The organism is Paenibacillus sp. FSL H7-0331 (genome assembly GCF_001956045.1).
Genome location: NZ_MRTH01000019.1, coordinates 62,636 through 88,561, shown reverse-complemented (window position 1 = coordinate 88,561; position 25,926 = coordinate 62,636). Strand labels below are relative to the sequence as shown.

The following is a 25,926-nucleotide window of genomic DNA, read 5'->3' as shown; positions in this document are numbered from 1 at the left end:
CCCTCATAATTATCGTATTGATAATATCAATACGATATATTAAAAAGACGTATTTTGTACATACAACAAAAAAATCCCCTCAAGTTAATGTCATTAAAACGTGACACTAAACTACTCCCATAAAGCCCAAAACCCTTGATATAGAGGAATTCAATGATCCTATTTTAATGTCGCTATACACGGAATTTCAAAAGCAGTCTTAATGTTCTCCTTCTACCGAACACTTTTTAGCAATGCATAAACTGTTGAAGAGAAGTCGGCTAACCTGCTGCCGGTTGCATATGCTTCTGGAAAATAATATCTCGTAAACGACCATCCACTACCGGCGGGATATTCGCTCTTGTCTGGATCAACGTAACAGGTTAAAAGTGTTTGAATATCTTCTTCCGATCTTATACCGAAAAACTTATGTTCCATGGTCATAAAATGTTCTACAATTTGATCAGCATTAGCTGTTTTAAAATAATCTTCTGTGCGCTTAATTGTTGTAGTCCTACAAGATAAGTCAGCAATAAATTTTTTTCTTTCTGCAGCTTGTTGTAGTAATCCATCTACCATTCGTAATGCTGTTCCGTTAGGCACTGGGCTTCATCAATTAGGAACACGACTACTTTATACCGATTTGATGTTCCTCTCTCCAGCATAAAGTTCATAAGCCTTTCACGCTTAGGAACCAATTTTCCATTAAAAGCAAATTTATGTTTCATGTCATAAAGTATTGTTTCGATAAATTCTTCTTCCTTTACGATTTTAGGATGAAGACTTATTATATGGAAAATTGGTATTTCCTCACCAATTACTTTTGAGATATTCTCTATCAAATACTCGATCATATAGGTTTTTCCTAATCGAGGGCGACCGAAAATAATCGCACCTGTAACTCACTCTTCAATCCATTCACAGACAGATTGAAGAACAGTAATGATTTCATTCCCATTAGCGACAGGATTATCCTAACAATGCACATTCATTTTATATATTGGACATGAAAATACCGCTATTACATACAATGGGAAATGAAAATACCCCTAATATAAGCAACTAGTAATATGACCATGTGTCGCTCGCAGCGCGGCTACCGAAGCTTAGCTATTTTTTCGAATAAATGAAAAGAGCAGTAGCCGCTGCCACTGCTCCCTAATTCTTGTTCTAACGTTTTCCCTTTAAGTCAATAACCGGTATCTGGATAAGAAACCTCACCTCCTGCGCCTCTTTCATAATCGTATAGGAGCGTTGCTTCACTTCTTCTAGCATCAGCTGCTACTCGGATATTCGTTCGATAAATCATCCCGATTCTTAAAAGGAAATTAGGTTGTACCGAAATTTCACCGCCCAGATGGCCCAAAAATGTTCGGTATGGACGCCTCGATGTTATAAACTCCTCCAACAACGGTCTCGAAGATGACGACTCCATTCTCCTGCCAGACATCGACCGGTGCTCCGTTAGCCGTTACCGCGACTTGGATGCTGCTACGCACCTTGCATAGGGCAGCGGCTTTACCAGAAACAACTCGAGCGGCTTGCAGCGCTCCTTCCGCCCACTCAATGTCGACCGAGAAGTCGCCTCTGGCGCGAAGACCTGTCACCTTCCCCGAATGCCACATCTGTGGTAGCGCAGGCAAAAGATGAATCTCGCCGGCATGGCTCTGAAGAAGCATTTCAGCGATCGCAGCCGCACCGCTTAAAATTTCCATCGATCTGGAATGGCGGATGATTGTCAAAAAAATTTGGTAGCGTCGAATGCGTGAGAAGCGCGATAAGATTGTTTATCGCTTCCTCGCCATTCCTAAGCCTAGCCCAGAAATTGATGATCCACGCTCGACTCCATCCGGTATGGCCTCCGCCGTTCACCAACCGCCGCTCCAGCGTGCGCAGTGCCGCTGCCGCCAGTTCGGGTGTACCGTCGGGCGTGATCTGGCTCCCGGGATGCAAGGCAAATAAATGGGAGATGTGGCGATGACCCGGCTCCGCCTCTTCATAATCTTCATACCACTCCTGAAGTTGGCCGTACCGTCCAATTTTCGACTGGGGAAGCTTCATCAGTACTCGTTGTAACTCCGGTCCTAGTGCCTCACTTTTCTGGATGCCGAGTGTCAGTTCGGTCTCTTGTACTGCTGTGAACAGTTCACGAATGATCTGCGTGTCCATCGATGGTCCGGCACATAGTACGCCAGATTCTCCGTTTGGAAGGATATATGTATTCTCCGGCGACACAGATGGGCAGGTAACCAGCTCGCCGCCCGGAGTTTCCACGACGTAATCGATCAAGAACAACGCAGCTTCCCGCAAGGTGTGGTACGCTCTGCCGAGAAATTCCACATCCATTGTAAATTGGTAATGCTCCCATAGATGCAGCGAGAGCCATGCGGCACCCATCGGCCAATACGTGGAGGGCAGCCATGTATCCTGTGGAGCAGTATCCGCCCAGATATCGGTATTATGGTGAGCAGTGAACCCCCTGCAGCCGTACATGACGGACGCCGTATGCCGGCCAGGTTCGCGCATCCGTTCCAGCAACTCAAAGAGAGGCTCGTGGCATTCGGAAAGCGCGCACGATTCCGCCGGCCAGTAATTCATCTGCGCGTTGATGTTGATCGTATATTTGCTGTCCCACGGCGGAAGGAAGTGCTCGTTCCAGATGCCCTGCAAATTGGCGGGCAGCGAGCCAGGCCGGCTGGAGGAGATGAGCAAGTAACGGCCGAACTGAAAATAAAGCGCAAAAAGGTCTGGATCGGACTCTCCACCGCTGAGCCTGTCCATGCGATGTGATAGGCTCATCCGTCCGATTTCCACGTCTTCCGTAACCATCGACAACGATACTCGTCCGAATAGTTCGCAATAGTCGTCTATGTGTCGCCGATATAGCGCTGCATAACCCAGACGGATGGCATCCTCTGCTTTCTCACTTGCTTCTGCCAACGGATCAAGGAAACGGAATGTAGTTGCGGCGGATAGAACAAGTGTCACACTATTTGCGTTCTCCACGACCAGGTGCTCACCGACTGCTTTTACCGTGCCACCTTCAGCTGTTGCTCTCAGCACTACACCATACTGGCTGCCTCCCTCACCGCCGCAATTACCGCTCATCCAGATCGCGTTGTTTCCCTCTCGCCCGGCATGGTCAGCGTATCGCCAACGGCCACGCTCCAGGCGTGAGGTGAAACCGATTGCACCAGATCGATTTGCTGTAAGCCTCATGATAATTGCCTGATCAACGTAACTAGCAAAAAACTCGCGCCTAAATAAAACGCCGCCCTGACTGAAGGTAACCGAAACGGTACCTTTCTCCATATCTAGTGTACGCTCGTAATTATCCGGTTCGCCATCTGGAAGAGAGAAGTCAAGAAAAAGATGACCAAGAGGCAAATAATGCCGCTGTGATTCCGGCAAACCGGACAACGCCAAGACAGCGAGCCTCTCAGCTTCCTTCAACTTTCCTTCAAATATCAAACGTCGGATTTCCGGAAGATTTGCCTTTGCATCCGGATTATTACGGTCCCGTGATCCGCCGTACCAGACGGAGTCCTCGTTTAATTGCAATCGCTCCTGATGAGTTTGTCCATACACCATCGCTCCCAGCCTGCCGTTACCGATCGGCAGTGCCTCATCCCATTTCGTTGCCGGACTCTTAAATAACAGCTTAAGATCTGTCAACAGCTATCCCCTCCATCCGTAGATTCAGTCACTCCATCCTCACGATATGCTCCTGGAGTGATGCCCGTGTATTTTTTGAAAACCTTCGTGAAGTAATGCTTGTTCTCGAACCCTACCCTCTGTCCAATCACGTTTACAGGAAGATGCCAGCGAGCTTTCAGCAATTTCTGCGCTTCACGGATTCGCAGAGTGTTTAGATGATTTACAAAGTTATCACCAGTTTCCTTCTTGAACAATCTGCTGATATAGTGCGGATGAAGATTCATTAAATCTGCAAGATGCTCCAACGAAAGGTCCTGCATGTAATGTCCCTCCATGTAAAGAAGGATCCGCTTGGCGTGAATTGTGTAATCCGAATCGGGAGGAAGATCCTCTGCAATTCTCGCCAGTAGATTCGCAATTTCATTCTTGTCAATCGGTTTCAATAAATAGTCCAAGACGCCCACGCGAAGTGCTCTACGAACATAATCAAAATCTTCATATCCAGTCAAAATAATAAATCGATCACACAATCCGCCTTCTCGAGCTTCCTCGATCAACTCAAATCCGTTTCTCTCCGGCATATTGAGATCCGTAACCGTGACATCCGGCAAATATGCCTGCATGACCACAAGTGCCTCAGAGACGTTATTTGCCACACGAACTTCCGTACCAGGAGGCGCCGCTTCATTAACAACCTTCATAAGACCCTTCAGAATCAGTGGCTCGTCATCGACAATCAGTATTTTCATCGTTTACTCGCCATCCCTTTTATCAATAATGATGGTCAGGCATGTGCCCTTTCCCTGTTCGCTTGTAAGTTCCAGCCGCGACGCGCCGCGATAGAAAGATTTGATACGCTCACTAACATTATAGAGCCCTAGCCCTCCCCCCTCTCCCTCACTCATTGGTTTCGTCTCAATGTCCCGATACAATTTACTCTGAATGGTGTCCAATCTCTCTTGTGGGATGCCTGCCCCGTTGTCAATAATGTAGATACGAGTTTCATCCGCGGTTTCTTCTGCTTGAACCTGAATATGAACGGGTCGAATCACAGTTGACGCTCCGTGAACAATACTATTCTCAATAAGAGGCTGAAGCATGAATCTCGGACATGCAATTTTATCTGCATTCACATTAACATTAATTTCGTAGGTCAGCCTGTCAAGAAGCCGCATTTTATGAATGTTGAGATAAAAGGTTACCGTCTCAATTTCCCTCGCGAGCACCGTTTCTTCCTTTTGAGAAGACAAGCTGTAGCGCATCAGTTTCCCGAACCAGAACGAGATGTTCGCCACCTCTTTGTTATTGGCGATTTCGGCGAGCATCCGGATCGTTTCCAGGGTATTATACAAGAAATGCGGCTTGATCTGCGCCTGAAGCACTTGATAGGCGGCTTCTTTATTTCGTAATTCAGCGCGATGGACGTTGTTGATAAGCTCATCCATTCGGTTGATCATGTTATTGTATGTGTTGATGAGAAATCCTATTTCATCTTGATTGTCATGGCGGTTGACAATCAACTTCATATTATCGTCACCAAGATTGCGCATATGTCTTGCAAGTCGAAGGATACGCTTTGTGATGGTTGAAGCAAGCAGATAGTAAGCAAAGGACAAGGCTGCCAGAAAAGCGAATATTGTTAAGATCAGTACAACTTCCTTTTCTTTTACAGCGCGAAATACATCTTCTACCTTCCCCATAATGACGATTCGAACCCCAAGTTCCTTGATATCCAGTTGATTCACGATCGTTTGCCTAGTGATAACGTAAGGATTGCTTTCATTCGCTTCTAGCAGTTTCAGTGTTTTATCATCAAGTCTCGAAGTAGCTTCTCCATTGAAAAATGGCTTGCCGATCTCAGACAGTAAAGAGGACTTCCAGTTCCCTTCAACCCCTGCTGCTTTATAGAACCTATGAATCAAATCGCTGTTGATACGTATCTCTAGAAGTCCAAGTTTCTCGGTTATATTGTTATTATAAATATTCTGATAATAGATTAGCTGTGGTTCCGAAGCTTGTGGCTCGAGCAGTATCCACTTTCCATAACCCGGCTTCAACGAAAGGGAAATCTCATCAGCTTCTCCCCCTTGCAAGGATGTGTCGATAAACCGATCGGTGATTGTGAGTACCTGTTGCTTTATCTTATAAATTCTCAGCGATTCTATCTCCGGGTTGGAAAAAAAAGATTGTGTGAATATCGGATTGATATAACGTGTATAAGCAAAGATACTCTCGGCGTCCGATTCATAAATGCCATCCAGATAATCAGTCACATATGGATTGTACTGTAGGAGACGATGGATGGATTGTATTCGTGTTAGATCTGCTTTCATATTTGAGTATGCTTGTTCCAGTATCTTTTGCCGGCTTTCAACGAATTGCTTTGTCAGATTTCCATAGATTTGATTGTAGTAGTAGTATCCAAAAACGATGACTGGAATAAAAATCAGTACGATGTAACCAACAATAATTTTACGGACTATGCTCATGATCACAGATACCTCTGCCTTCGGAATTTCCTTATAACCATATCATGAGCAACCAAAATCCGGTAGAGGCATAATTTCCTCTACCGGTTACCGTTTGCTTACTTGAATAAATCTTTCCTTTTCTGGTAGGTCTCATTAGCCCATTCAACGAGTTTTTGCAGTCCGAGCTGCTCTGCATTCTTGACCATGTTCTCGTAGTTGGCCATCGCTTCCTCCTCGGATTTGGCTAGATATACCTTGACCTTCTCGTTTTTGATCATTTCATCAATCTTGGTCCTCATTGTTCTCTCTTTTGAGTCCGGCCCTGCCTGAATCAGGCCAAGCTCAGGCTTATACTTGGTAATTTTCTTGATTTCCATGAGCGATTGGGTCGTCATCGTACCCGGTACGTAGCTCCACAGCCCTTCCGTTATGCCATCGTTATACAGATACCACCATTTAATCCCGTTGCTTTCGACAAATTGTCCGTTATTCGGATCATACTTCAGATTCGGATAACCTTCTTCGTTCCAGGTCCAATGCTCTCCCTCTATTCCGAACATCGTGAGCTTCTTACCTTCGTCGGTTGCCAAGTACTGCAGCAATTTGATCGACTTCTCAGGATTTTTATTTTTCTTCGTAATGAACGTACCTGCGAAGCCAACCCCTCCGCTGATAATTTTCGCATCACTCGACAGAGAGGTCGGCAGCATCTTGAATGTGAAGGCGCCCCCTTCTCGCTTGACCACGGCATTGTCGCTGTCGGCGACACTCACCGTATACATGTGGGCAAACGCTCTACCGCTTGTCGCGTACTGATCGTCGATCTTATCGTTGGCATGTGCGAAGTTTTCCGCCATGATGTAGCCGCTTCGGTATAGCTTGTTCATAAACTTGAAATAATCCTTCATCTTCTGATGGCGAATGAAAAAGTCTACTTTGCCTCCTTGTTCGAACCAGGGGCTGCCAAAGGTCGCATCCACGCCAAACTGCATCAAAAAGTATTGCTCGATCCATTCCTTGTCCATAATCAGCGGTACCATGTCTGGATACTTATCCTTAACCATGCCCAGCACGTTGACAAAATCGTCCAACGTCTTAATCGGTGGGTTCCCGAGCTGCTTCAAGATATCCTCACGTACGGCAATGCCCGGATTGCCGTTGTTGCCCAGTGCGTATTTATTTGCCGCCCATTCTTCCTGAGTCGCGAAAGCATTGCGGATCGTATAGAAGTTGCCGTCATCCATCGTATGGATTGCAATCCGCGTCTTATCAATCTTAAAGTCAGGCGCATACTTTTCGATCAGCTCATTCCAGGGATAAGACAGTTTCGAGTCGGACAGCCGGCTAACGTTGCCATACGTAAACACTAAGTCCGGTAGATCTCCCGATGCGATCATCAGCGGCAATTGCTTGTCGTCCGTCGCTACTGTCACCTTCAGCTTAATTCCCGTCTTCTCGGTGATTTTCTCAGTGATTGGACCTTTCCACTCCTTGACAGGGTACCATGGTGCATCGATAAACAGTGTTAGCTCCTCCGCCGTATTCCCCACGGAAGACGCATTGTTCTTTTCGGCTCCCTGGTTTGTATTCGAGCCACTGTTATTGTCCTCACTGCAGGCGGACAACAGCATCAGAACGAGTACAAATGCCAGTGCCGCGACAAGTACTTTGTAACCTTTTGTTTTTGTCAAGACGACCCCTCCAATGTTGTTGATTTGTATATTTAAAGCAAATGCTTTAATATCGATGCAAGCTTTCATCCTTTGACAGAGCCAAGCATGATTCCTTGGACGAAGTACTTCTGCAGGAACGGGTATATGCACACGATAGGCGCTATCGAGACGACCATCGCCGTCACCTGAAGCGAGAAGCTCGTTACTCCCGACGAGGAGCCGTTCGCGACTGCGAGCGCATCCATCGGCGAATTGAACTTGTTGATGATTTCCATCATGCGGTATGTGAGCGTACGCAGGCTCTCCGATTGTACAAAGTAAGCCGAATCCAGCCATGAGTTCCATTGACCTACGCCCATGAACAAGGACATCGTCGCGATGAGCGGCATCGAAACCGGCAGGACGATCCGGAAAAAAACGACAAATTCGCTCGCGCCGTCCATGTGAGCGGATTCCTTCAGTTCGCCGGGAATCTCACGGAAGAACGAGATAGCAATAAGCAGGAAGAAAGTACTGAGCATGGACGGGATTATGTATACACCGAACGTATTCAGTAAACCGATCGAGCGTAGCACTACGTAGTACGGAATGAGGCCGCCGGAGAAATACATCGCAAAAATAATAACCGTGAAGTAAAATTTGCTGAATAACAGATTGCGATGTGAAAGACCATAAGCAACCAGACATGTAAATAGAACACCCAGCGTGGTGCCCAGCACCGTTCGGGAAACCGTAACCAGAAAAGCGTGAAACCATTTTGGATCTGCCAAGAATGTTTTGTAATTTTCTAAAGTAACACTTCGGGGCCACAAGTATACGCCTCCGAGAAGCGAATCGGATCCCCTGTTGAACGATATGATCAGAACGTAGTAGAACGGATACAACATGGCGAGCATGATGATGAGTAGAACCACGTAAATCATGCTGTCTAGAAGAATGTCCTTCTGTTTTTGGTTATGGAGCACGAACGTTCCTCCTTTCACTAGAATAGGCTTGAATCCGACTTTCGCTTGGCGATGTAATTGCTGGAGAAGATCAACAAAACCGAGATGACGGATTGGATCAGGTCAATGGCTGCTGCGTATGAGAAACGACCATCCCGCAGGCCGACTTTAAACGCATAGGTCTGAACAATCTCCGAGGTTGGATTGTTGATGGTGTTGCCAAGAAGATACGCCTGCTCGAAGTTCGAGCCGACCAGACCACCGCCGAGAATACTTCCGATTGTGAGAATAAGTACGACAATGATCGTACCCTTCATGCCTGGAATCGTGATGTGGCGGATACGTGCCAGCCTTCCGGCACCGTCGATTTGCGCCGCTTCGTAAAGAGCCGGACTGATGCCAGTGATGGCCGCCAGGAAGATGATTGTCCACCAGCCCATCTCCTTCCACACGGCACTTCCGACCGCGAGTCCCCAAAAGTAGTTCGCATTGGTCAGAATGTCGAGCTGCTTGTCGATGAGACCAAGTCCCAAAAGCGCCTTGTTCACAAGTCCGACGTCTGCTGATAGAAAGAAAAAGGCGAGGCTGACGACGACAATCCAAGAGATGAAGTGAGGTAGGTAGCTGACCGTTTGCACTAATCGTTTGAAGGCCATGTGTTTCACTTCGTTAAGCATGATCGCAAAAATGATCGGCGCGGGGAAGGTGAAGATTACCTTCAGCAAGCTTAACACGAGTGTATTACGAACAATTGTTCCAAATTGATAATCATTTACGAATTCGTCGAAATATTTTAAACCGACCCATTCGCTGGTGAAAATGCCCTTAATGCCAGATGAAATGCTGTAATCCTTAAACGCCATGATGATGCCGAACATAGGCGTGTAGGAAAAAATCAGAAAGAAAATCATCCCTAGGCCAACAAATAAATGAAGCATCTTTTGCTGTTTAAACCGCTTCCATAAAAACGCTTTCCGATCGGCTTTGGCTGCGGGTCTTGCTAGCTGCGAATCCAATTCCATGTTCGTTCCTCCCTTAATCCCATATTACATCCCTGCAGTACTCACCGGTAAGCCAAAATTTTTGAGAAAGCGTTGTCAATTTTTGATCAAATCTCATCCGCACTAAAATGCAACTCCCCTCCATCGACACTATACCCGCCCGTGGCTCTGATCACTCACTTCACCCTACAGTTGTCTATATGCTTCCAGAAGACATTAACATTCAGTAATAGTAATATCATTAAATACTGCATCATAATTCGAATTTCCCCCTTTAATTGAAGACGTGCTTTTTTTTCAATTAAGGTTATTTTCCATTTATAACTACAATTCAACACTTATTGCACGCTTTGTAGGGATATTCATGTCATAAGAAAAACGTTAAGAATATCCCTACAAACACAAAGAACATTGATTTAACAAAGCTTCGTTAATGGTAAGCATTTTTTATTTGAGACGTTCTGAGTAGAACCTTTTCACTTATCGTTCGACGGTTCCTTAATATGCACCATAATTCTGACCAGATACTCCTCCGGATTTTGTAGCGACACCTCATCCTGCAAGTACTCCTCGTAAGCATCACCAAGTACAACATATTGTTTCTTCTCAATGTAATCAAAAATTTGCGGATAGATTTTATCTGTATCTCCATAATCCGCCCTAGTGTACGAAACCAAGTAGAACCCCTCCGGCATATATACTTTTTCTTGAAAATGAGTTGCCATGCGACTAAACATATGGGACACCATATCTCCGTCTCTCTTCAGTAAATCCTCCTTTTTAACAATTACGCCATTCGGATATCCGATTGGCGCATTCTCCCTCTGCAGACGCAGTTGAAAATCATCCCAGAGATATTCGGGAAATTGCTTCTTGGATGCGTGAACGCGGCAACTCAACAGCAAAGGAATCCTGGATTGCCAGATCACCTGCATATGGCTTGTGTTTACGTTGATCGAAAGTTCAATATTCTCAGCTTGCATGATGATCATTTGCCGGGTTTGTTCAAGCTTGGCGATCTGCAATTGGATAATCTCTTCCTGTTTTCGCAGAAGTTCAAGTGTGCTAGCAGGAGTACGATTGCCCAGATGCCCTCGAATTTCCTCAAGAGACATGCCAAGCTCCTTGAAAATATGAATCACACCGATCGTATCCAACTGGCTACGATGGTAATAACGATATCCGTTGTCGGCGACAAATGCCGGCTTGAACAGCCCAATACGATCATAGTAAATAAGTGTTTTGCGTGTAACATCTGACATTTTGGAAAAAGCACTAATGGATAGCATATCGGTTTGATACATGGCAACCTCCCAAAAAGAAAAACCTGATTGACTGTATAGTTACTATACAGTTTATAATAGCATCTATTGCTACACTTCATCTACAATGGATTGGGGAAAAAAGTTTTAACTACAAAAGAGGAGAATGTTTATGTTAGGAAAATTGCTCCAAAGCGTGAGGGATTACAAGAAGGATACATGGCTGACTCCCTTGTTTTTGCTTGGCGAGGTTGCAATGGAAGTCACTATTCCATTGTTTATGGCGGAATTAATTGATGGGGGAATTAGCGGCGGGAATATGAGTCTGATTGTGAAATATGGCTTGATCCTGGTGTTGTTTGCGCTGGTATCGCTTGTGTTTGGGGCACTCGCTGGCAAACACTCCGCAATCGCCATGGCAGGGTTTGGGAAAAACCTGCGCTACGACCTGTTTCGCCATGTCCAGCGGCTATCCTATTCCAATATGGACAAATTTTCAACCTCCGGCATCGTAACGAGGCTGACGACCGATATTACGCATGTGCAAAACGCCTTTTCAATGATCATAAGGATTGCGTTTCGCAGCCCTGTTATGATGATTTTTGCGACCGTAATGACCTTTGAAATCAGCCCAACCATTGCCGTATGGTTTTTAGTAGTCATTCCCGTTCTTGCGGTGGGGATTTTACTCATTATGAAGTATTCTTTCCCCATCTTCGAACGAGCCTTTGACAGCTATGATGAACTAAATAAAGTCGTCCAGGAAAATGTCCGGGGTATTCGTGTAGTCAAATCCTATGTTCGGGAAAATTACGAGGTTTCAAAGTTCCAGGCCGTATCACAAAAGATATTCACGCAAATGGTCAAAGCGGAACGCATGCTATCTTATGAACTGCCACTGATGCAAGTCGTTCTTTATGCCGTGATGCTCCTCCTTTCATGGATTGGAGCCAAGCTGGTTGTCAGTGGCACAATGACGCCCGGAGAGCTGACGAGCGTATTTGCCTACTCCATGCAGATTCTGATGAGCCTGATGACGCTCGGTATCGTAGTCATTGTGATCGCCATTGCCCGCGCTTCCACCAGGCGAATCAATGATTTATTAAACGAACAGCCTGACATTACGAGTCCGAATTCGCCAGTAATGGAATTGCATACGGGAGATGTGGAATTTCGCAACGTTTCGTTTCGTTACTCAACCAAAGTAGAGAAATACGCTTTATCCGGCATTAATCTTCGAATCCACTCGGGACAAACCATCGGTATCATTGGAGGAGCCGGCAGTGCAAAATCGACACTTGTGCAATTGATTCCACGCCTCTATGACGCAAGTGATGGCGAGGTGCTCGTTAGTGGAACGAATGTGAAACAGTACGATCTACACGTGCTCAGAAACCAAGTTGTGATGGTGCTACAAAAAAATGTTTTGTTTGAGGGCTCCATTAAGGAAAACCTTCTTTGGGGTAATGAATCGGCTACCGATGATGAGCTGATTGAAGCATGCAAAGCAGCCCAGGCCCATGACTTTATCTTGGCCTTCCCTAACGGATATGATACTCACCTGACTCAAGGAGGAAACAACGTTTCCGGAGGTCAGAAGCAGCGGCTTTGTATTGCAAGAGCCTTGCTTAAAAAGCCCAAGATTCTTATCCTGGATGATTCGACCAGCGCTGTCGATACACGAACAGATGCCATGATCAGGAAAGTCTTCAAGGAAAGCATCCCCGACACAACCAAAATCATCATTGCACAACGCATCGCTTCCGTAGAGGAAGCAGATCAGATTATCCTGCTGCACGAAGGCAAAATGGTGGATATAGGCTCTCACCAGGAACTCCTGAGCAGAAGTGCTATTTATCAGGAGACTTATTATACGCAAACGAAGGGTGGTGGAGAATATGTCGGACAGCACGAATTACGGTAAAACCATTATGCGGCTATTGGCCTACTTCAGGTATTTTAAATTCAGATCTTGCCTGGTGTTGCTGTTCGTGCTGATTAGCGCCGCCGTATCGGTAGTATCTGCTACATTTTTAAAGCTGCTTATTGACGACTTTATCGTGCCTTTGCTGGGCGATCAAAATCCGGTGTTTGATGCCTTGCTGCAGGCATTAACGATTCTTGCTGTGGTCTACGCTGCTGGGGTCATCAGTACGTTTGCCTCCAAGAGATTGATGATTACGATCTCGCAACAAATCTTGAAAAAAATTCGCGACCATTTGTTCAGCCAAATGCAAAAGCTTCCCATTAAGTATTTTGACCGAAAAGCACATGGCGATATTATGAGCCACTATACGAATGATGTGGATACGCTTAACCTGATGCTGACCGACGGATTGCCACAATTGCTATCAACCGTTGTGACCATTTTAGCGGTGCTTGGGACTATGCTTTATCTCGATGTACCGTTAACGATTGTAGTGGTAATTGGCGCAATTGTGATGTTATGGGTGACCAAGACAGTGGGCACAAAAGCAACTAAGCACTTTTTCCAGCAGCAGGAATCGATTGGCGTTGTAGACGGTTATATTGAGGAAATGATACATGGTCAAAAAGTTGTGCAAGTGTTCAGCCGCGAGGATAAAGCAATTGAACAGTTTTCTCGATTAAACGAGGAATTGTTTAAAAACTCAACTACAGCAAATAAATATTCAAACATCCTGATGCCTATTAATGAAAATCTTGCAACCGTAATTTATGTGCTCGTTGCCATTGTCGGCGGAGCTATGGCGATATCTGGCTGGAATACAGGTTTGACACTGGGGAGCATCGCAGCCTTTCTGAGCTTGTCCAGAAATTTCACCATGCCGATCACCGAAATCTCCTCGCAGATGCATATGTTTGTGGTGGCCCTTGCGGGAGCACAACGGATTTTCAATTTGATGGATGAAAGTCCCGAAGAGGATGATGGGCGCGTGACGCTAGAAAAAAATCAGCATCATGCCGGATGGTCGTGGAGGCTGGAAGACGGTTCCGTTGTGGCTTTGAAGGGAAAAGTTGAGTTCAGGCAAGTATCCTTTTCGTATGGCGATAAAAAGCAGGTGCTTCAGAATCTAACGCTTTATGCTAAGCCTGGACAAAACTTGCTTTTGTAGGTGCTACGGGTGCGGGGAAAACCACTGTCTCCAACCTGCTTAACCGCTTCTACGATATTACAGGAGGTGAAATCCTTTATGATGGCATCAATATTCAACGCATCCGAAAAGCTGATTTACGCCGTTCACTAGGAATCGTTCTGCAAGATACTCATCTTTTTTCCGGGACTGTGGCCGATAACATTGCTTACGGGCGCCTGGATGCGAGTGACGAGGAAGTAAAGAAAGCTGCCAAGCTGTCCCACGCTGCCAGCTTCATTGAACGCTTACCGGAAGGATATGATACCCGGCTGGATGGTAGCGGTAATGGGCTTTCCCAGGGTCAGAGCCAATTGCTGGCCATCGCCCGAGCGGCTATTGCTAATCCGCCTGTTATGATTTTGGATGAAGCAACATCATCAATCGATTCACGAACGGAAGCGTTAGTACAATTGGGAATGGACAACCTGATGGAAGGCAGAACTGTATTTGTCATCGCTCACCGTTTGTCTACCGTACGGAATTCTGATGTGATTATGGTGATGGAAAAAGGCCAGATTAAGGAACGCGGTAACCACGATCAATTGATAGAGCAAAGTGGAATTTATCATCAATTGTATACGGGAGCTTTTGAATTGGAGTAACGGGAGTCCATGCAATTATCTCGCTTAAGTACCCGTTATCAAAAATTAAGGAGTAGTTATAAATGACACAACAAAAAAAGAACAAACTACTAAAAATAATTTTACTCTTATTAGCCATTGTGTTGATTTTTCTATTTATTCGGTATGCCCCTGCTATTTTCGAAATATTATCATCCATGGATAATTTCAGAGATTTTATTCGATCTTCAGGAAACTGGGGGCCAGTATTGTTTATATTTTTCCAAATACTTCAAGTTGTGGTTGCTCCTATTCCAGGGGAAGTTGTGCAAATTGCAGGGGGATACATTTATGGTGTAAGTCTTGGAACACTTTATGCGACAATTGGCATGTTGTTAGGCGCAGCAATAGCTTTTTACTTCACTCGTTTTATCGGCCGTTCTTGGATTGAACGCTTACTAGAAAATAAGAAATACAAGTGGATGTCCGTTTTGAAAAATGAGAAAAAGCTGTCAGTATTTTTATTTATCTTTTTCCTTATTCCTGGCTTACCAAAAGATCTACTAGTATTTGTAGCAGCCCTTACACCGATCGGGTCTTTACGTTTCTTCACTTTGCTTCTTGTTGGACGTCTTCCATGGATCGTAGCCTCTGTTGTTGGAACCACAATTCATCAGGAACAATATGTAGTCGCTATCATTATTACACTCATCTCTATTGTTGCTTTCATGATCGGGTACTTTTACAAGAATAAATGGATTGAACTTTTTTCAAAATCTGAAAAGAAAGAAGAAAAATCGTAGTACGCATATGTGACGAAAAATTCATCACATAAAATATTTTTACCATGAGTCGAAGGAGATGAACTACCCATGAAAATAATGGAAACCAATCGATTGAGGTTAAGAAATTTTTCCGTGACAGATGCTCAAAAATTTTTGGAATATTCGGCTAATCCCAGAGTGAACTGCTTCCTTAGTAATAAAGTTTCGACATTGGAAGAAGCAGCTTTAGAGCTTCAAAAAAGAAGCTGTGAAGACTCTCATATTGCAGTCTGCCTGAAAGAGAGCAATGATCTAATTGGAGAACTATTCTATCTGAAAGAAGAACCTGATACTTTTAGTATTGGGTGGAATTTCAATGCTAGATATGAAGGAGCGGGATATGCACGTGAAAGCGCGGAAGCTTTCTTCAATTATCTCTTTACGCAAAAAGAAGCAAGAAGGCTGTATGCGTATGTAGAGGATGATAACATGAGATCACAAAAATTATGTGAAAAATTAGGTATGCGTAAAGAAGGTTGTTTTATAGAATTTGTTTCTTTTACTAATTACGAGGATGGGACACCAAAATATGAAAACACTTTTCAATATGCATTGTTAGAAAAAGAGTGGCTCAAAAATGTTTCAAACCGGAATGGTTTTGAATAGTTTGCGGGCACATGCATGAAACTCAACCATTCGGTCCCACGCGGTCAAAAGAGAAGATAATTAAAAATGACAGCGATTAAACATTTTGGAGTGACAAACATGAAGAAATTGATTCCGTCGATACTAACACTGAGTAATCTACTGCTAGGCTTCACTGCAATTTTGTTTACCTTTAAAGGCGAGATCTTAGCCGCTATATTGCTAGTGATGCTGGGATTATTCTGCGATTTTTTGGACGGTTACTGTGCAAGGAAGTTGAATGCCGTATCGTTGCTGGGTAAAGAGCTTGATTCACTGGCAGATCTTGTGACGTTCGCGGTTGCGCCTGCTATAATGGCTTATGTCGCTTCACTGCATGAGATCCGCATGTTTGGAACTGCTTGCTGCCTGATTTACGTCTGCTGTGGCGCTCTGCGACTGGCGCGTTTCAATGCTACGCAAAGCCATATTTCTGGATTTGTCGGGATGCCGACACCACTGGCGGCCGTGTTCATGCTGCTGTTGACCGCGTCGCCGCGTCCGTCTGTTGTGGCGTTCGGCACCCTTCTGATTGGAGTATTGATGATCAGCAAGATTTCTTTTCCGAGTCTGAAAAAATGAACGCTGAAGTCGCGGAGGACCTAGTTTTGACGAAAGTTGTGTATTTCTTTTGTTCTTCAATTTTATTAAGTCCAATTATCCCATAAGGTTGGATTATCTATACTCTTTGTAGAGATAAACATATGAGATGGTAAGTCCCGTTACTAAAAAATATGCACTGAAGACCAAAACGCTTAACAAGAAAACCGGAACAGGCTCTCCCCAATAAAATCCGTCCAACCGAAGTTGTGGACTGTCGGTGATATAATAACCGCAATTGGTTCAGTTGGCTTAGTTATCCGGGCATATGAAGAACTCCCGAGTTCATCAAACCCCATGGTGCCAGAATTATATACCACTAATTTCCAATAAATAACACAGTTATTGATAATTGGATAGATTACTTAAATAGATACGCAACAATAAAGAAGAGCCGAAATTTTCCTTAGATTGAGGAACGTCGCTCACTTTTTCAACTGTGTTAAAGTAATGTGGAACTGACAACCACTTATCATAATCAAAAGAAGGCCCCTTTATCTCCATTAAGCAGAACATGAACCGATACATATCACGGACAGGGGTTAAATCAGGGAAAGGCAGCACCGAATTGATCAAGAGAACATTCCAAAAGAGAGAGTTCGTATTCACGCGGTCCTAGTACATAGGCTTCTGTATCCACTATTGCGCTTACTCTTCCCTGGTCCGAAAGGAATTGTCTTGGGTCCATATCTAACATGATGTATGATGAACTTTTCGGGATCGGTAATGCAGAGGCTAATGCGCAGTAATACTCTGTCTTTGGGTAACAGCATCATTAGAAAAGTAATATCGAGAGGAAAGAGTACGAATGGCTTGACTAAGTTTTTGAGGGAAATCCATTAAGGAATAACGATAGGTCTCGTTCAGGGCACCGCATTCATTGAATTCGCAGGCATGTATTTCAGCAATTGATCTTCCAAACTCTTCCATCATCTCGACTGGCTTATTTAAGAAATTTAAAGAAGAGCCCTGCGCTTTTTCTACGACTACAAATTGTCTTTCGCCAATTAATCCCTTTGAAAGAACTCGTGGCACAAAAAATTTGGTTGTTGTTTGCTGTAAAAAAATATTAGTTTCTTCAATATCGTATGTATGACTTAATTCAATTCCGAATAAGTTCCTGTATACCCACAGAAACGGTGCTTCCACACTTTCATCCACTCCCGATGATCTTACAACATATTCACCAGAAATCGTATGGACAAGCCAGACATCGCTTGCATGGCCTCCTAAAGAAGACTGTGTAAGTATTTCTTCTTTGAATAGTGATTGTAATTTCATATCGAGTACCTCCTGAGCAATACTATCCTTACTTTACATATCTGAATAATATTGTAATGAATTTTACCATTTGACCACGATTTTTACTAACATTTTTCTAATAATTTCACTATGATCATCTGGGACTACCATCTCACTCCATCTATATAACAGTCCAACACAAATAACCATTCACGTTACCTCCATCAGGCTGTGTGAATGGTTATTTGTTTATCACCAAGCGGGTTAGAGAGACTGAGTCTACTCTTCCCCAACTGCTATCGGATTGTCCTCATAACTAATCCAGTCGCTCCAGCTGCCTGCGTAGAGCTTCACATTCGTAAAGCCCGCTTCCTGCAGCGCAAGGACATTAGGCGTAGCGGAAATGCCCGAGCCGCAATAAACAATAATCTCTTCTTCTCGCTCCAGCCCAGCGAAGTGCGCCTTCAGTTCTTCTGGGGATTTCCAATTTCCGGTGTGCTCCAGTCCGTCCTTCCAGAAGTAGTTCAATGCACTCGGGATATGTCCGGCAATAGGGTCGAACGGCGCTTCCAAGCCCAGATACTGATTGGAATCACGGGAGTCAACAAGCTTGGTCCCATTGGCTTTGATAGCAGCCCGTACGGCATTCACATCTGCCAGGAGGTGTTCTTGGACGATAGGCTCCAGCTTACGCGAGGTCAATGTGGGCTGTTCGCTCGTCACGGGTTGGCCCGCTTGGACCCACGCCTCATAACCGCCATCCAGTATGCGTACGTCTTCGACGCCTACATATTTTAATAGCCACCATAAGCGCGACGCTGCCGGTCCATTCACATCTTCATAAACAACCACTGTTGTTGATCGGTCAATCCCCAGATTTCCAAAAGTCTTCGCCAGATCCTCTGACGACGGGATCGGGCTGCGCCCTCCGTGTTCTTGAGGGGAATCGGTCAAATCACGTTTAAAATCAACGAACACTGCACCCGGCAAATGGCCTCTCTCATAGGCTTCCTTCCCATAAAGCGGCTCTTTCGGCGAAAAGCGAACATCGGCTATTACCGTATCTCCTGCCAAGATTCTTGAACGCACCCAATCAACGTTTACAATGTTTGACATGTACTTCTTAACTCCCTTCGGTTTATATCGTAAATTCAATGCTGTCTTCTGTCTTTACCTGATGAAGCGATGCATAGATGTCGTTTTGAATTTTCAGCAGCCCGGCATCGTCTCGTTTGCGCGGACGAGCCTGCGGTACCTGGAATATGGCATTAACTCGGCCTGGACGCGGCGATAAGATCACAACACGATCAGCCAGAAAGACGGCTTCTGCTACGTCATGGGTAATAAAAACTACAGTCTTTTTTTCCGATTCCCAGATTTGCAGCAGATCGTCCTGCAGCTGCAGCCTGGTGAGATGATCTACTGCACCAAACGGCTCGTCCATAAGCAGCACCTCAGGGCGATTAGCGAAGGCGCGTGCCAGACCCGCTCGCTGCTTCATACCGCCTGACAGCTGATGGGGATACTTTTGCTCGAATCCACTGAGCCCTACCATTTCCAGGTATCTCCGCGCGGCCGCACTTCGTTCGCGCTTATCCGTTCCTCTGATCTCCAGACCCAGTTCGACATTACGCTGCACCGTGCGCCACGGGTAAAGCGAGGGATCCTGAAAAACGACCCCTCTCCGCTTATCCGTACCTTCCAGAGGACTGTCACCGAATCGCACATCTCCCTGGGTAGGTGCTTGCAGTCCTGCGAGAATCTCCAGCAATGTACTTTTTCCGCAGCCACTGGGTCCAAGAATGCAAAGAAATTCTCCGTCCTCAATAGTCAGGTTGATATCAGATAGTATTACCGCCGGCGCAGTTTCGCCGTATACCATCGACATATGGTTGATGGAGAACCCCGCCATACGCCCACCTCCTCTTCCTAATTATTTTTTTGGCACATAACGAAGATCAAGAATCTTGTCGATATCATATATCTGATCCTGGAAACCTAATTCAAGCTGAGTTTGTTGGGTTTCCTGCAGTGACTGCTTGTTCACGTCAGGCTTGTTCTCCCACAGTACCATCTCACGCTCGAACGCTTTGTCAACCGCGGCTGGGTCAATCTTCACTTGCGTCAGGAAAAATTTCTTATACTCATCGAGATGGCTCTTGGCATATTCCTGGGATTTAAAATAAGCGCGCAGCAGCTTCTCCACCGCATCAGGATGCTTGGCAATAAAATCATTTTGGGATACCAGAACGCCTGTGTGGAAGTTCGGCAGATAATCCCATCCCTTGGCCAGTAGAGTTGCCTTACCGCTGAGCTCACTGAGGGAAACGAATGGCTCATGAATGATGGTGGCATCCACTTGTCCTGACGTCAGACTGGCGAACGCAGCATCGTTTACACCATTCGCAATCAGAGTAACATCATTTTTAGCAAGACCATGCTTTTTCAAAATTACTTGCGTATACACATCAAGCCCTGAGCCAAAAACGGCTGCTCCCACCTTTTTACCTTTTAAATCCTCAATTTTTTGAATTTCTGGACGTGCGATCAAATAAAATGCACCTTTTGTGCGGAACATGGAGGATACGATTTTGAGAGGCGCCCCTTTGCCCGCTGCTACTATAGCTTGTGTTGTGGCGAGATCGGCAATATCGATATCCTTGCTCGTCAGACCCGGAACTGGATTCTGGGTCGAAATGAATTCAACGTCCAGACCCTCTTCTTTAAAGAACCCTTTCTCTGCTCCGAATTGAACGGCCATGCCACTCACTCCATTGAAGGCCGCGTACTTAACCTTCTGCAGCTGTTGGCTGCTGGCGGCAGGAGCAGAGGTCGAATTGGAGGATGAACCCCCGGAAGCTGGAGCTGCCTGAGTTGCGTTATTAGTTGCGTTGTTTCCGCAGCCTGCGAACAGGATTAAGGCAAACAGACTCATCAACATAGTTCCCATGCGTTTCTTGTTTCTTTTAACCATCCTATGATCTCTCCCTATGTGTGAATAAATCTGCAAATTTCTGTAAATCTTCAGTTGGACTTCCACTTGAGGACTACCTTTTTCTCCAGTAGATCGATGAGTGCAATAATAGCTACCGAGACAACTGTTACAATCGTAATAATGGCAAAAGCCTGCGCAGTGTCATACAACGACGTCGCCTTGACCAGAATATTCCCTAAACCGTCCTGCGATGCGATCATCTCGCCGAATAAGGCACCTACAATCCCGGTTGCTGCCGATACCCGCAGAGCCACGAAGATCGTTGGCGCAGCTGAGGGCAAAATAACCTTGATAATCGTTTGCCATCTGGAAGCCTGAAACACTCGCGCTACCTTCAGATGATTATCTGCCGTTTGCTTGATTCCGGTAATCGTGCTGAATGCAATCGTAAAGTAGCAAAACAGAAACACGACAGCGATCTTATGCGGAATACCAATACCCATCCACAGCATAATGAGCGGAATGATGGTAACCTTCGGCACAGCCATCAGAGCGGATAGAAACGGTCTGAATAAATCCTCCGCGTGTCGTACGAGTACAAGAAACATGCCAGTAGCAATCCCTAACCCTGCAGCTAACAAATAACCGATGAAAAATTCCTGCATCGTCACACGAAGATGGTGATAGATCTCACTATGGGTCAGCAGCACATAAATCTGCTTCACAACCTCTGTCGGCTCCGACAAATACAGTTTCCCTACGATCCCCATTCGAACAACTAGCTCAATAGCACCTAAAAGGAGCAGCGCGAGTGCAATTTGTCCGATGAGAATGATGCCAAATCGTTTTGTTTTCTTGTTGTTCATCTCTAGCCTCCCTTGCACCTTGAATCCCATGCTCCTTTGAGACGGGGCAGCCCTACGTATTTGCTTATGATTTAGCTTTGCTGTAACAAGTCTTTACGAGCGAAACGATTCTCGGGACGTGCCAGTCCAAAATGATCGCGGAACGTGCTTCCCTCATACTCTGTACGGAACAATCCACGTCGCTGCAGCTCGGGCACGACAAGGTCGATGAACAGATTCAAGCCATCAGGCATGTAAGGCGCGCACAGGTTAAAACCGTCCGCAGCCTCCCCTTGAAACCAATACTCGATTTGATCGGCTATTCGCTCCGGTCCACCCACCAGAAGCAGATGTCCACGAACCGTTGCTGCAAAATAATGGTATAATTCGCGGATTGAAATATCGTCATGACCTGATGCGTTCTGAGCCAGCTGTATGAAAGGTCTCGCCCCTTCTCCAGGCAGGGTAGACAGTGCCAGATCCGGCAGCGGACCATCGAACGGATACGCGGATAGATCGATGCCGATACGTGCAGACAATGGCTTCAAATCAAAATTTGTAACCAGAAGAGAGCTTAGCTCCCGATATTTGGCATACGCCTCTTCGTCAGTTTTGCCAACAATGGGCACCAATCCGGGCATAATGAACAGCTCGTCCTGCTTCCGACCGTACTTGGCCAGCTTGCTCTTAATTCCGGCATAAAATGCGCGGGCTTCCTCAAACAGGAATTGTCCGGTAAAGATGACATTAGAGAATTGCGCACCCAGCTCCTGACTCCGTTCTGAGGTTCCAGCGGACAAAAGCGGCAGCTGCCCTTGTGGTGGTCTCGCCACATTAAGCGGTCCGGCGACAGAGAAATGGTCACCCTTATGATGAATCGCGTGAACCTTGCTTTCATCTACAAAGACGCCGGACGCCTTGTCCCTTACGAAAGCGCCGTCCTCCCAGGTATCCCACAAATCCTTCACGATTTGCACGAATTCATCAGCGTAATCATAGCGCTTCGTATTATCCCAATGCTTGTCACGGCTAAAATTTTGCGCTGCACGGGCATCGGCTCCTGTAACCACGTTCCAGGCTGTTCGTCCTTGGCTCAAATAATCGAGTGAAGCGGTCATCCGTGCAATGTGATAAGGCTCTGCATAAGTCGTGTTGGCGGTCACGATTAACCCGATTTTTTCTGTAACTGCGGCTAAATGGGCAATCATGGTGAATGGCTCTAGCCTAACCATCTGGGATGGGAATTGATACTGCATATCCGCACTGGATGCCAACGCGTCTCCAAGAAAAAAGAAGTCGAACTTTGCTGCCTCCAGACGTTGGGCCACTCCTTGCAGGAACTTGGGATCGAAAGCACCATCGGTTACCGATTCAGGAAGTCTCCAGCCTGCCGGATGGTAACCGGTCGAGAAAAGGAACAGGCCGAGATGAAGTTGACGTGGTTGATTTGAATGGCTCATAATGATTCATCCTCCTAACGAATTAATGAAATATTTTGTGAAAATTGGTCAATCGTGTTCAATTCTTCAATGGTCAGTCGTTGATCCGCAAATCGTAAGGAATCGCGGACTTGCTCAGGCTTAGAAGCACCCAGGATTGCAGAAGATACGTAGCTGTGACTAAGTACCCAAGCGAGTGAAAACTGCGCTAATGTCCAGCCCCGTGCTTCAGCGAGCGGGCGAATGGCTTCAACGAGTTCATAAGCCGGATTCTTCTGCAAAAGCAGCTTCAGTCGCTGCTCTCCCGCTGCCAATCGTGTACCTTCCTGCGGTTGCTCACCCTGCTTGTATTTACCGGTCAGAATACCACGGCCAAGCGGACTGTAGACAATCATGCCAACCTTCTCCGATTCAGCGAATGGGACTAGCTCCTGTTCAATACCTCGTGAGATCAGACTGTATTCCGGCTGTACACTCTCGAACCGACCCAACCGGTTCAACGCACTGATTCCATGCGCCTTGGCAAGCTGCCATGCCGCATAATTTGAGCACCCGATGTATCGGACTTTCCCCTGCTTAACCAGTTCATCCAGAACGCCAAGCGTTTCCTCTATTGGAGTGGCTGCATCAAATCCGTGCACCTGGTACAGATCAATATGATCGGTCTGTAACCGACGAAGGCTGTTTTCCAGTGCACGATAAATGTGATAGCGGCTCAAGCCTGAGTCATTCACACCCGTACCAACAGGTGCCTGCACCTTTGTAGCCAACACAATATCGTTTCTTCTCCCCTTCAAAAGCCGACCCAGGATCGCTTCCGATTCCCCAGTCCGGTTGGGATCACCAAGGTCCATGCCAGATCCGTATACATCGGCGGTATCTATTAGATTAATGCCGGCTTCCAGCGCCTGATCCAGCACAGCTGCTGAGGCTTGCTCATCGATCCAGCGACCAAAAGCCATCGTTCCCAAACTAACCTCGGACACTTTCAGGCCAGTTCGGCCTAATTTTCTGTATTCCATTCCTAAGTACACTCCTTATACAACATAATAAACAGCCAGAAAGACGCCTTGTTCCCATTCGCGTCTCTCCGGCTGTCCGGTAGAGTTCATATATTACATTAATTATTCCGATGTGTTTAGTAGGATAATAGCATGGAGTTATCCTATTGTCTATATGCTATAAGTTTCCTTATTCTCTCAGCATATCGGCTGCTGCTTGTTGTCCTTTACTTACAGCAAGCTCATAAGGCGTCTGTCCATCGGCATTTATAGCAGTTCGGTCTGCTCCGTGCTGCAGAAATATCCTGATTAGCGACTCACGGCCGAAGTAGGCTGCTACGTGAAGTGCGCTGTAGCCTAGCCGGATACTGCCTTCACATTTGGCGTTGACATCTGCGCCATGGCTGATCAGCAGCTTAATGATATGCTCGTAGTTGCCGAGAATCGCAGCATGGATCGCCGTGTTGTTCAGACTCCCATCCTTGCTCCTGGCATTTACGTCTGCACCCAGTTCGAGTAGCAATTTGACAATTTCCTCATTTCCAAAATGCGCTGCCATCGACAGCGGCATAAATCCATCTGGACTATATGCGGAGATGAGCTCGGGTGATTGCTCGAGCAATTCCTTAACCCGCCCTGTGCTACCGACCACCGAAGCTTCAAACACATCGAGCTCTGCACCGTTGTCGATAAGCAGCTCTTTGATATCGTTCGCACGCATGTAGGCAGCCATTAGAACAGCCGTTTCTCCCTTGCTATTCGTAGCGTTCACGAGCGTAGAATCCTGATGAATCAGTTGGGCAACCTTCTCAAGGTTATTCAGCTTAACGGCCTCGACCATCTCATTGCGCAATTGCTGAACGTTGTCAGCAAGGAGTTGAGCCCTGCGCAACAGTTTCTCCGAAGATTGAATACCAACATTGACAAAGTGAGAAACAGCCCTCGATCGATTGGTCTCCAATCCTGAATCAACGAGCAGGTCCACCGCTTGAAGTGCCGTATCGTCCAATCTTATGGAGATTACGATACTTGGCTTTTTCTTAGCCATATACGCCTCCATTTACACACTGTATTTTTGATTACAAAATTACAATATCACATTATCTCTTGAAATACTACCCCTTATTCACATTGTTTTACACGGAATTTGCGTGAAGATCGTTATACCTTGATCACAACAAAAGAATCGCACATGTGAAGCCGAAATACAAACAAAGCGGACTATATAACCATGTATCATTTTTAGCGAATGAAGTGTGATTGATGTTCTTAAAAAATCCTACATGTTTAAAATCACCTATCGCACGAAGAAAGAAGACGGCTGCGCAAACGAAACACCCAACTCTTGTAAGGGTATTGGGTACAAAGTAAGCTACAAAACCTCCTTGAACCAGAAGAATGAAACACACAACAAGAAGAAGCATAGCCACAAATAATGTACCCTGCCTACCAGGAACAAAAGCAGGTTTATACTCCCCCGCTCTCGAGGGTATAACGGCATGTGTACCCCAGCGACCCCCATACGCCCAATAAACATGCAGGATACTAATGATACCTAAAAGACTTACAGTTGATAAAGTCATCACAAATTTCAATTGAACGCCTCCCTGATCACCTTATTTCACTTTGCTCCATAGCCCTAACACAGTTTCCAAAAACATGAAGCCTACTAATAATTTCGTTTGCGGCCTTGGGAGTACACGAACTAAAAGAATTGAAAATATGAATATCAGTACATTATTGAATATGCAAA

Annotated in this window: 25 protein-coding genes; 6 read left to right on the top strand and 19 right to left on the bottom strand. The window is 45.6% G+C overall.

The window, feature by feature from the left end:
* Nucleotides 1-213 precede the first annotated feature (213 nt).
* The 10 genes from BK127_RS25155 to BK127_RS25115 all read right to left on the bottom strand — a co-directional run bounded on the left by BK127_RS25155 (nucleotide 214) and on the right by BK127_RS25115 (nucleotide 11,029).
* Nucleotides 214-558 (bottom strand): hypothetical protein, encoded by a 345-nt coding sequence (locus BK127_RS25155; RefSeq protein WP_076234278.1) that lies wholly within the window; start codon nucleotides 556-558, stop codon nucleotides 214-216.
* The gene (locus tag BK127_RS25150) at nucleotides 552-833 is read right to left on the bottom strand and encodes a hypothetical protein (protein ID WP_076234277.1); all 282 of its coding nucleotides are present in this window, start codon (nucleotides 831-833) and stop codon (nucleotides 552-554) included. The genes BK127_RS25155 and BK127_RS25150 overlap by 7 nt, the downstream gene beginning before the upstream one ends.
* A gap of 492 nt (nucleotides 834-1,325) precedes the next feature.
* Nucleotides 1,326-1,604: a glycoside hydrolase family 95-like protein gene (locus BK127_RS45570; RefSeq protein ID WP_305954324.1), complete on the bottom strand. Its 279-nt coding sequence runs from the start codon at nucleotides 1,602-1,604 to the stop codon at nucleotides 1,326-1,328.
* 55 nt (nucleotides 1,605-1,659) lie between these two features.
* On the bottom strand, nucleotides 1,660-3,654 hold the full coding sequence (locus BK127_RS25145) for a glycoside hydrolase family 95 protein (protein ID WP_305954323.1): 1,995 nt from the start codon (nucleotides 3,652-3,654) through the stop codon (nucleotides 1,660-1,662).
* Nucleotides 3,651-4,385: a response regulator transcription factor gene (locus BK127_RS25140; protein WP_076234276.1), complete on the bottom strand. Its 735-nt coding sequence runs from the start codon at nucleotides 4,383-4,385 to the stop codon at nucleotides 3,651-3,653. The genes BK127_RS25145 and BK127_RS25140 overlap by 4 nt, the downstream gene beginning before the upstream one ends.
* A 3-nt stretch (nucleotides 4,386-4,388) precedes the next feature.
* Nucleotides 4,389-6,125, bottom strand: a complete 1,737-nt coding sequence (locus tag BK127_RS25135; RefSeq protein ID WP_256711439.1) for a sensor histidine kinase — start codon at nucleotides 6,123-6,125, stop codon at nucleotides 4,389-4,391.
* Nucleotides 6,126-6,223: 98 nt separating this feature from the next.
* The gene (locus BK127_RS25130) at nucleotides 6,224-7,798 is read right to left on the bottom strand and encodes an extracellular solute-binding protein (protein ID WP_076234340.1); all 1,575 of its coding nucleotides are present in this window, start codon (nucleotides 7,796-7,798) and stop codon (nucleotides 6,224-6,226) included.
* A gap of 65 nt (nucleotides 7,799-7,863) precedes the next feature.
* The gene (locus BK127_RS25125; protein WP_076234339.1) at nucleotides 7,864-8,703 is read right to left on the bottom strand and encodes a carbohydrate ABC transporter permease; all 840 of its coding nucleotides are present in this window, start codon (nucleotides 8,701-8,703) and stop codon (nucleotides 7,864-7,866) included.
* 59 nt (nucleotides 8,704-8,762) lie between these two features.
* A complete protein-coding gene (locus tag BK127_RS25120) occupies nucleotides 8,763-9,746 on the bottom strand; it encodes an ABC transporter permease (protein ID WP_076234275.1) in 984 nt (327 codons plus the stop codon).
* A 455-nt stretch (nucleotides 9,747-10,201) separates the two neighbouring features.
* Nucleotides 10,202-11,029 (bottom strand): MerR family transcriptional regulator, encoded by an 828-nt coding sequence (locus tag BK127_RS25115; RefSeq protein WP_076234274.1) that lies wholly within the window; start codon nucleotides 11,027-11,029, stop codon nucleotides 10,202-10,204.
* Between the two features lie 130 nt (nucleotides 11,030-11,159).
* Here BK127_RS25115 and BK127_RS25110 point away from each other — a divergent pair, with 130 nt between their 5' ends.
* The 6 genes from BK127_RS25110 to pssA all read left to right on the top strand — a co-directional run bounded on the left by BK127_RS25110 (nucleotide 11,160) and on the right by pssA (nucleotide 16,693).
* Entirely contained in the window at nucleotides 11,160-12,911 is a 1,752-nt protein-coding gene (locus tag BK127_RS25110) for an ABC transporter ATP-binding protein (RefSeq protein WP_076234273.1), read from the top strand.
* Nucleotides 12,886-14,082, top strand: a complete 1,197-nt coding sequence (locus BK127_RS25105) for an ABC transporter permease (RefSeq protein WP_256711438.1) — start codon at nucleotides 12,886-12,888, stop codon at nucleotides 14,080-14,082. Before BK127_RS25110 ends, BK127_RS25105 begins: the two co-directional genes overlap by 26 nt.
* Nucleotides 14,083-14,117: 35 nt before the next feature.
* Complete coding sequence (locus BK127_RS44910; protein WP_256711443.1) at nucleotides 14,118-14,705, top strand: ABC transporter ATP-binding protein; 588 nt, start codon at nucleotides 14,118-14,120, stop codon at nucleotides 14,703-14,705.
* Between the two features lie 62 nt (nucleotides 14,706-14,767).
* Nucleotides 14,768-15,466: a TVP38/TMEM64 family protein gene (locus tag BK127_RS25100; RefSeq protein WP_076234272.1), complete on the top strand. Its 699-nt coding sequence runs from the start codon at nucleotides 14,768-14,770 to the stop codon at nucleotides 15,464-15,466.
* A 69-nt stretch (nucleotides 15,467-15,535) separates the two neighbouring features.
* Nucleotides 15,536-16,093 (top strand): GNAT family N-acetyltransferase, encoded by a 558-nt coding sequence (locus BK127_RS25095; RefSeq protein WP_076234271.1) that lies wholly within the window; start codon nucleotides 15,536-15,538, stop codon nucleotides 16,091-16,093.
* A 108-nt stretch (nucleotides 16,094-16,201) separates the two neighbouring features.
* Nucleotides 16,202-16,693 (top strand): CDP-diacylglycerol--serine O-phosphatidyltransferase, encoded by a 492-nt coding sequence (gene pssA, locus BK127_RS25090; RefSeq protein WP_256711437.1) that lies wholly within the window; start codon nucleotides 16,202-16,204, stop codon nucleotides 16,691-16,693.
* A gap of 753 nt (nucleotides 16,694-17,446) precedes the next feature.
* Here pssA and BK127_RS25085 read toward each other — a convergent pair.
* The 9 genes from BK127_RS25085 to BK127_RS25045 all read right to left on the bottom strand — a co-directional run bounded on the left by BK127_RS25085 (nucleotide 17,447) and on the right by BK127_RS25045 (nucleotide 25,768).
* Nucleotides 17,447-17,992 carry a protein kinase family protein gene (locus BK127_RS25085; protein ID WP_076234269.1) on the bottom strand — a complete coding sequence of 182 codons (546 nt, stop codon included), beginning with the start codon at nucleotides 17,990-17,992 and terminating at the stop codon, nucleotides 17,447-17,449.
* 240 nt (nucleotides 17,993-18,232) lie between these two features.
* Nucleotides 18,233-19,069 carry a sulfurtransferase gene (locus BK127_RS25080; protein WP_076234268.1) on the bottom strand — a complete coding sequence of 279 codons (837 nt, stop codon included), beginning with the start codon at nucleotides 19,067-19,069 and terminating at the stop codon, nucleotides 18,233-18,235.
* 22 nt (nucleotides 19,070-19,091) lie between these two features.
* On the bottom strand, nucleotides 19,092-19,865 hold the full coding sequence (locus BK127_RS25075; protein WP_076234267.1) for an ABC transporter ATP-binding protein: 774 nt from the start codon (nucleotides 19,863-19,865) through the stop codon (nucleotides 19,092-19,094).
* 21 nt (nucleotides 19,866-19,886) lie between these two features.
* Nucleotides 19,887-20,927, bottom strand: a complete 1,041-nt coding sequence (locus BK127_RS25070; protein WP_076234266.1) for an ABC transporter substrate-binding protein — start codon at nucleotides 20,925-20,927, stop codon at nucleotides 19,887-19,889.
* A gap of 50 nt (nucleotides 20,928-20,977) precedes the next feature.
* Nucleotides 20,978-21,754 (bottom strand): ABC transporter permease, encoded by a 777-nt coding sequence (locus BK127_RS25065; RefSeq protein ID WP_076234265.1) that lies wholly within the window; start codon nucleotides 21,752-21,754, stop codon nucleotides 20,978-20,980.
* Between the two features lie 71 nt (nucleotides 21,755-21,825).
* On the bottom strand, nucleotides 21,826-23,193 hold the full coding sequence (locus BK127_RS25060; RefSeq protein ID WP_076234264.1) for an LLM class flavin-dependent oxidoreductase: 1,368 nt from the start codon (nucleotides 23,191-23,193) through the stop codon (nucleotides 21,826-21,828).
* Between the two features lie 14 nt (nucleotides 23,194-23,207).
* On the bottom strand, nucleotides 23,208-24,194 hold the full coding sequence (locus BK127_RS25055) for an aldo/keto reductase (protein WP_076234263.1): 987 nt from the start codon (nucleotides 24,192-24,194) through the stop codon (nucleotides 23,208-23,210).
* 169 nt (nucleotides 24,195-24,363) lie between these two features.
* The gene (locus BK127_RS25050; RefSeq protein ID WP_076234262.1) at nucleotides 24,364-25,221 is read right to left on the bottom strand and encodes an ankyrin repeat domain-containing protein; all 858 of its coding nucleotides are present in this window, start codon (nucleotides 25,219-25,221) and stop codon (nucleotides 24,364-24,366) included.
* 124 nt (nucleotides 25,222-25,345) lie between these two features.
* Entirely contained in the window at nucleotides 25,346-25,768 is a 423-nt protein-coding gene (locus BK127_RS25045) for a DUF3995 domain-containing protein (protein WP_083689562.1), read from the bottom strand.
* Nucleotides 25,769-25,926 lie beyond the last annotated feature (158 nt).

Bases quoted from the DNA above. Each gene is read 5' to 3' on its own strand.
- BK127_RS25155 (WP_076234278.1), bottom strand. From the start codon at position 558: ATGGTAGATGGATTACTACAACAAGCTGCAGAAAGAAAAAAATTTATT.
- BK127_RS25150 (WP_076234277.1), bottom strand. From the start codon at position 833: ATGATCGAGTATTTGATAGAGAATATCTCAAAAGTAATTGGTGAGGAA.
- BK127_RS45570 (WP_305954324.1), bottom strand. From the start codon at position 1,604: ATGTGGCATTCGGGGAAGGTGACAGGTCTTCGCGCCAGAGGCGACTTC.
- BK127_RS25140 (WP_076234276.1), bottom strand. From the start codon at position 4,385: ATGAAAATACTGATTGTCGATGACGAGCCACTGATTCTGAAGGGTCTT.
- BK127_RS25135 (WP_256711439.1), bottom strand. From the start codon at position 6,125: ATGAGCATAGTCCGTAAAATTATTGTTGGTTACATCGTACTGATTTTT.
- BK127_RS25125 (WP_076234339.1), bottom strand. From the start codon at position 8,703: ATGATTTACGTGGTTCTACTCATCATCATGCTCGCCATGTTGTATCCG.
- BK127_RS25120 (WP_076234275.1), bottom strand. From the start codon at position 9,746: ATGGAATTGGATTCGCAGCTAGCAAGACCCGCAGCCAAAGCCGATCGG.
- BK127_RS25115 (WP_076234274.1), bottom strand. From the start codon at position 11,029: ATGTATCAAACCGATATGCTATCCATTAGTGCTTTTTCCAAAATGTCA.
- BK127_RS25110 (WP_076234273.1), top strand. From the start codon at position 11,160: ATGTTAGGAAAATTGCTCCAAAGCGTGAGGGATTACAAGAAGGATACA.
- BK127_RS25105 (WP_256711438.1), top strand. From the start codon at position 12,886: ATGTCGGACAGCACGAATTACGGTAAAACCATTATGCGGCTATTGGCC.
- BK127_RS25100 (WP_076234272.1), top strand. From the start codon at position 14,768: ATGACACAACAAAAAAAGAACAAACTACTAAAAATAATTTTACTCTTA.
- BK127_RS25095 (WP_076234271.1), top strand. From the start codon at position 15,536: ATGAAAATAATGGAAACCAATCGATTGAGGTTAAGAAATTTTTCCGTG.
- BK127_RS25085 (WP_076234269.1), bottom strand. From the start codon at position 17,992: ATGAAATTACAATCACTATTCAAAGAAGAAATACTTACACAGTCTTCT.
- BK127_RS25080 (WP_076234268.1), bottom strand. From the start codon at position 19,069: ATGTCAAACATTGTAAACGTTGATTGGGTGCGTTCAAGAATCTTGGCA.
- BK127_RS25075 (WP_076234267.1), bottom strand. From the start codon at position 19,865: ATGGCGGGGTTCTCCATCAACCATATGTCGATGGTATACGGCGAAACT.
- BK127_RS25070 (WP_076234266.1), bottom strand. From the start codon at position 20,927: ATGGTTAAAAGAAACAAGAAACGCATGGGAACTATGTTGATGAGTCTG.
- BK127_RS25065 (WP_076234265.1), bottom strand. From the start codon at position 21,754: ATGAACAACAAGAAAACAAAACGATTTGGCATCATTCTCATCGGACAA.
- BK127_RS25060 (WP_076234264.1), bottom strand. From the start codon at position 23,193: ATGAGCCATTCAAATCAACCACGTCAACTTCATCTCGGCCTGTTCCTT.
- BK127_RS25055 (WP_076234263.1), bottom strand. From the start codon at position 24,194: ATGGAATACAGAAAATTAGGCCGAACTGGCCTGAAAGTGTCCGAGGTT.
- BK127_RS25050 (WP_076234262.1), bottom strand. From the start codon at position 25,221: ATGGCTAAGAAAAAGCCAAGTATCGTAATCTCCATAAGATTGGACGAT.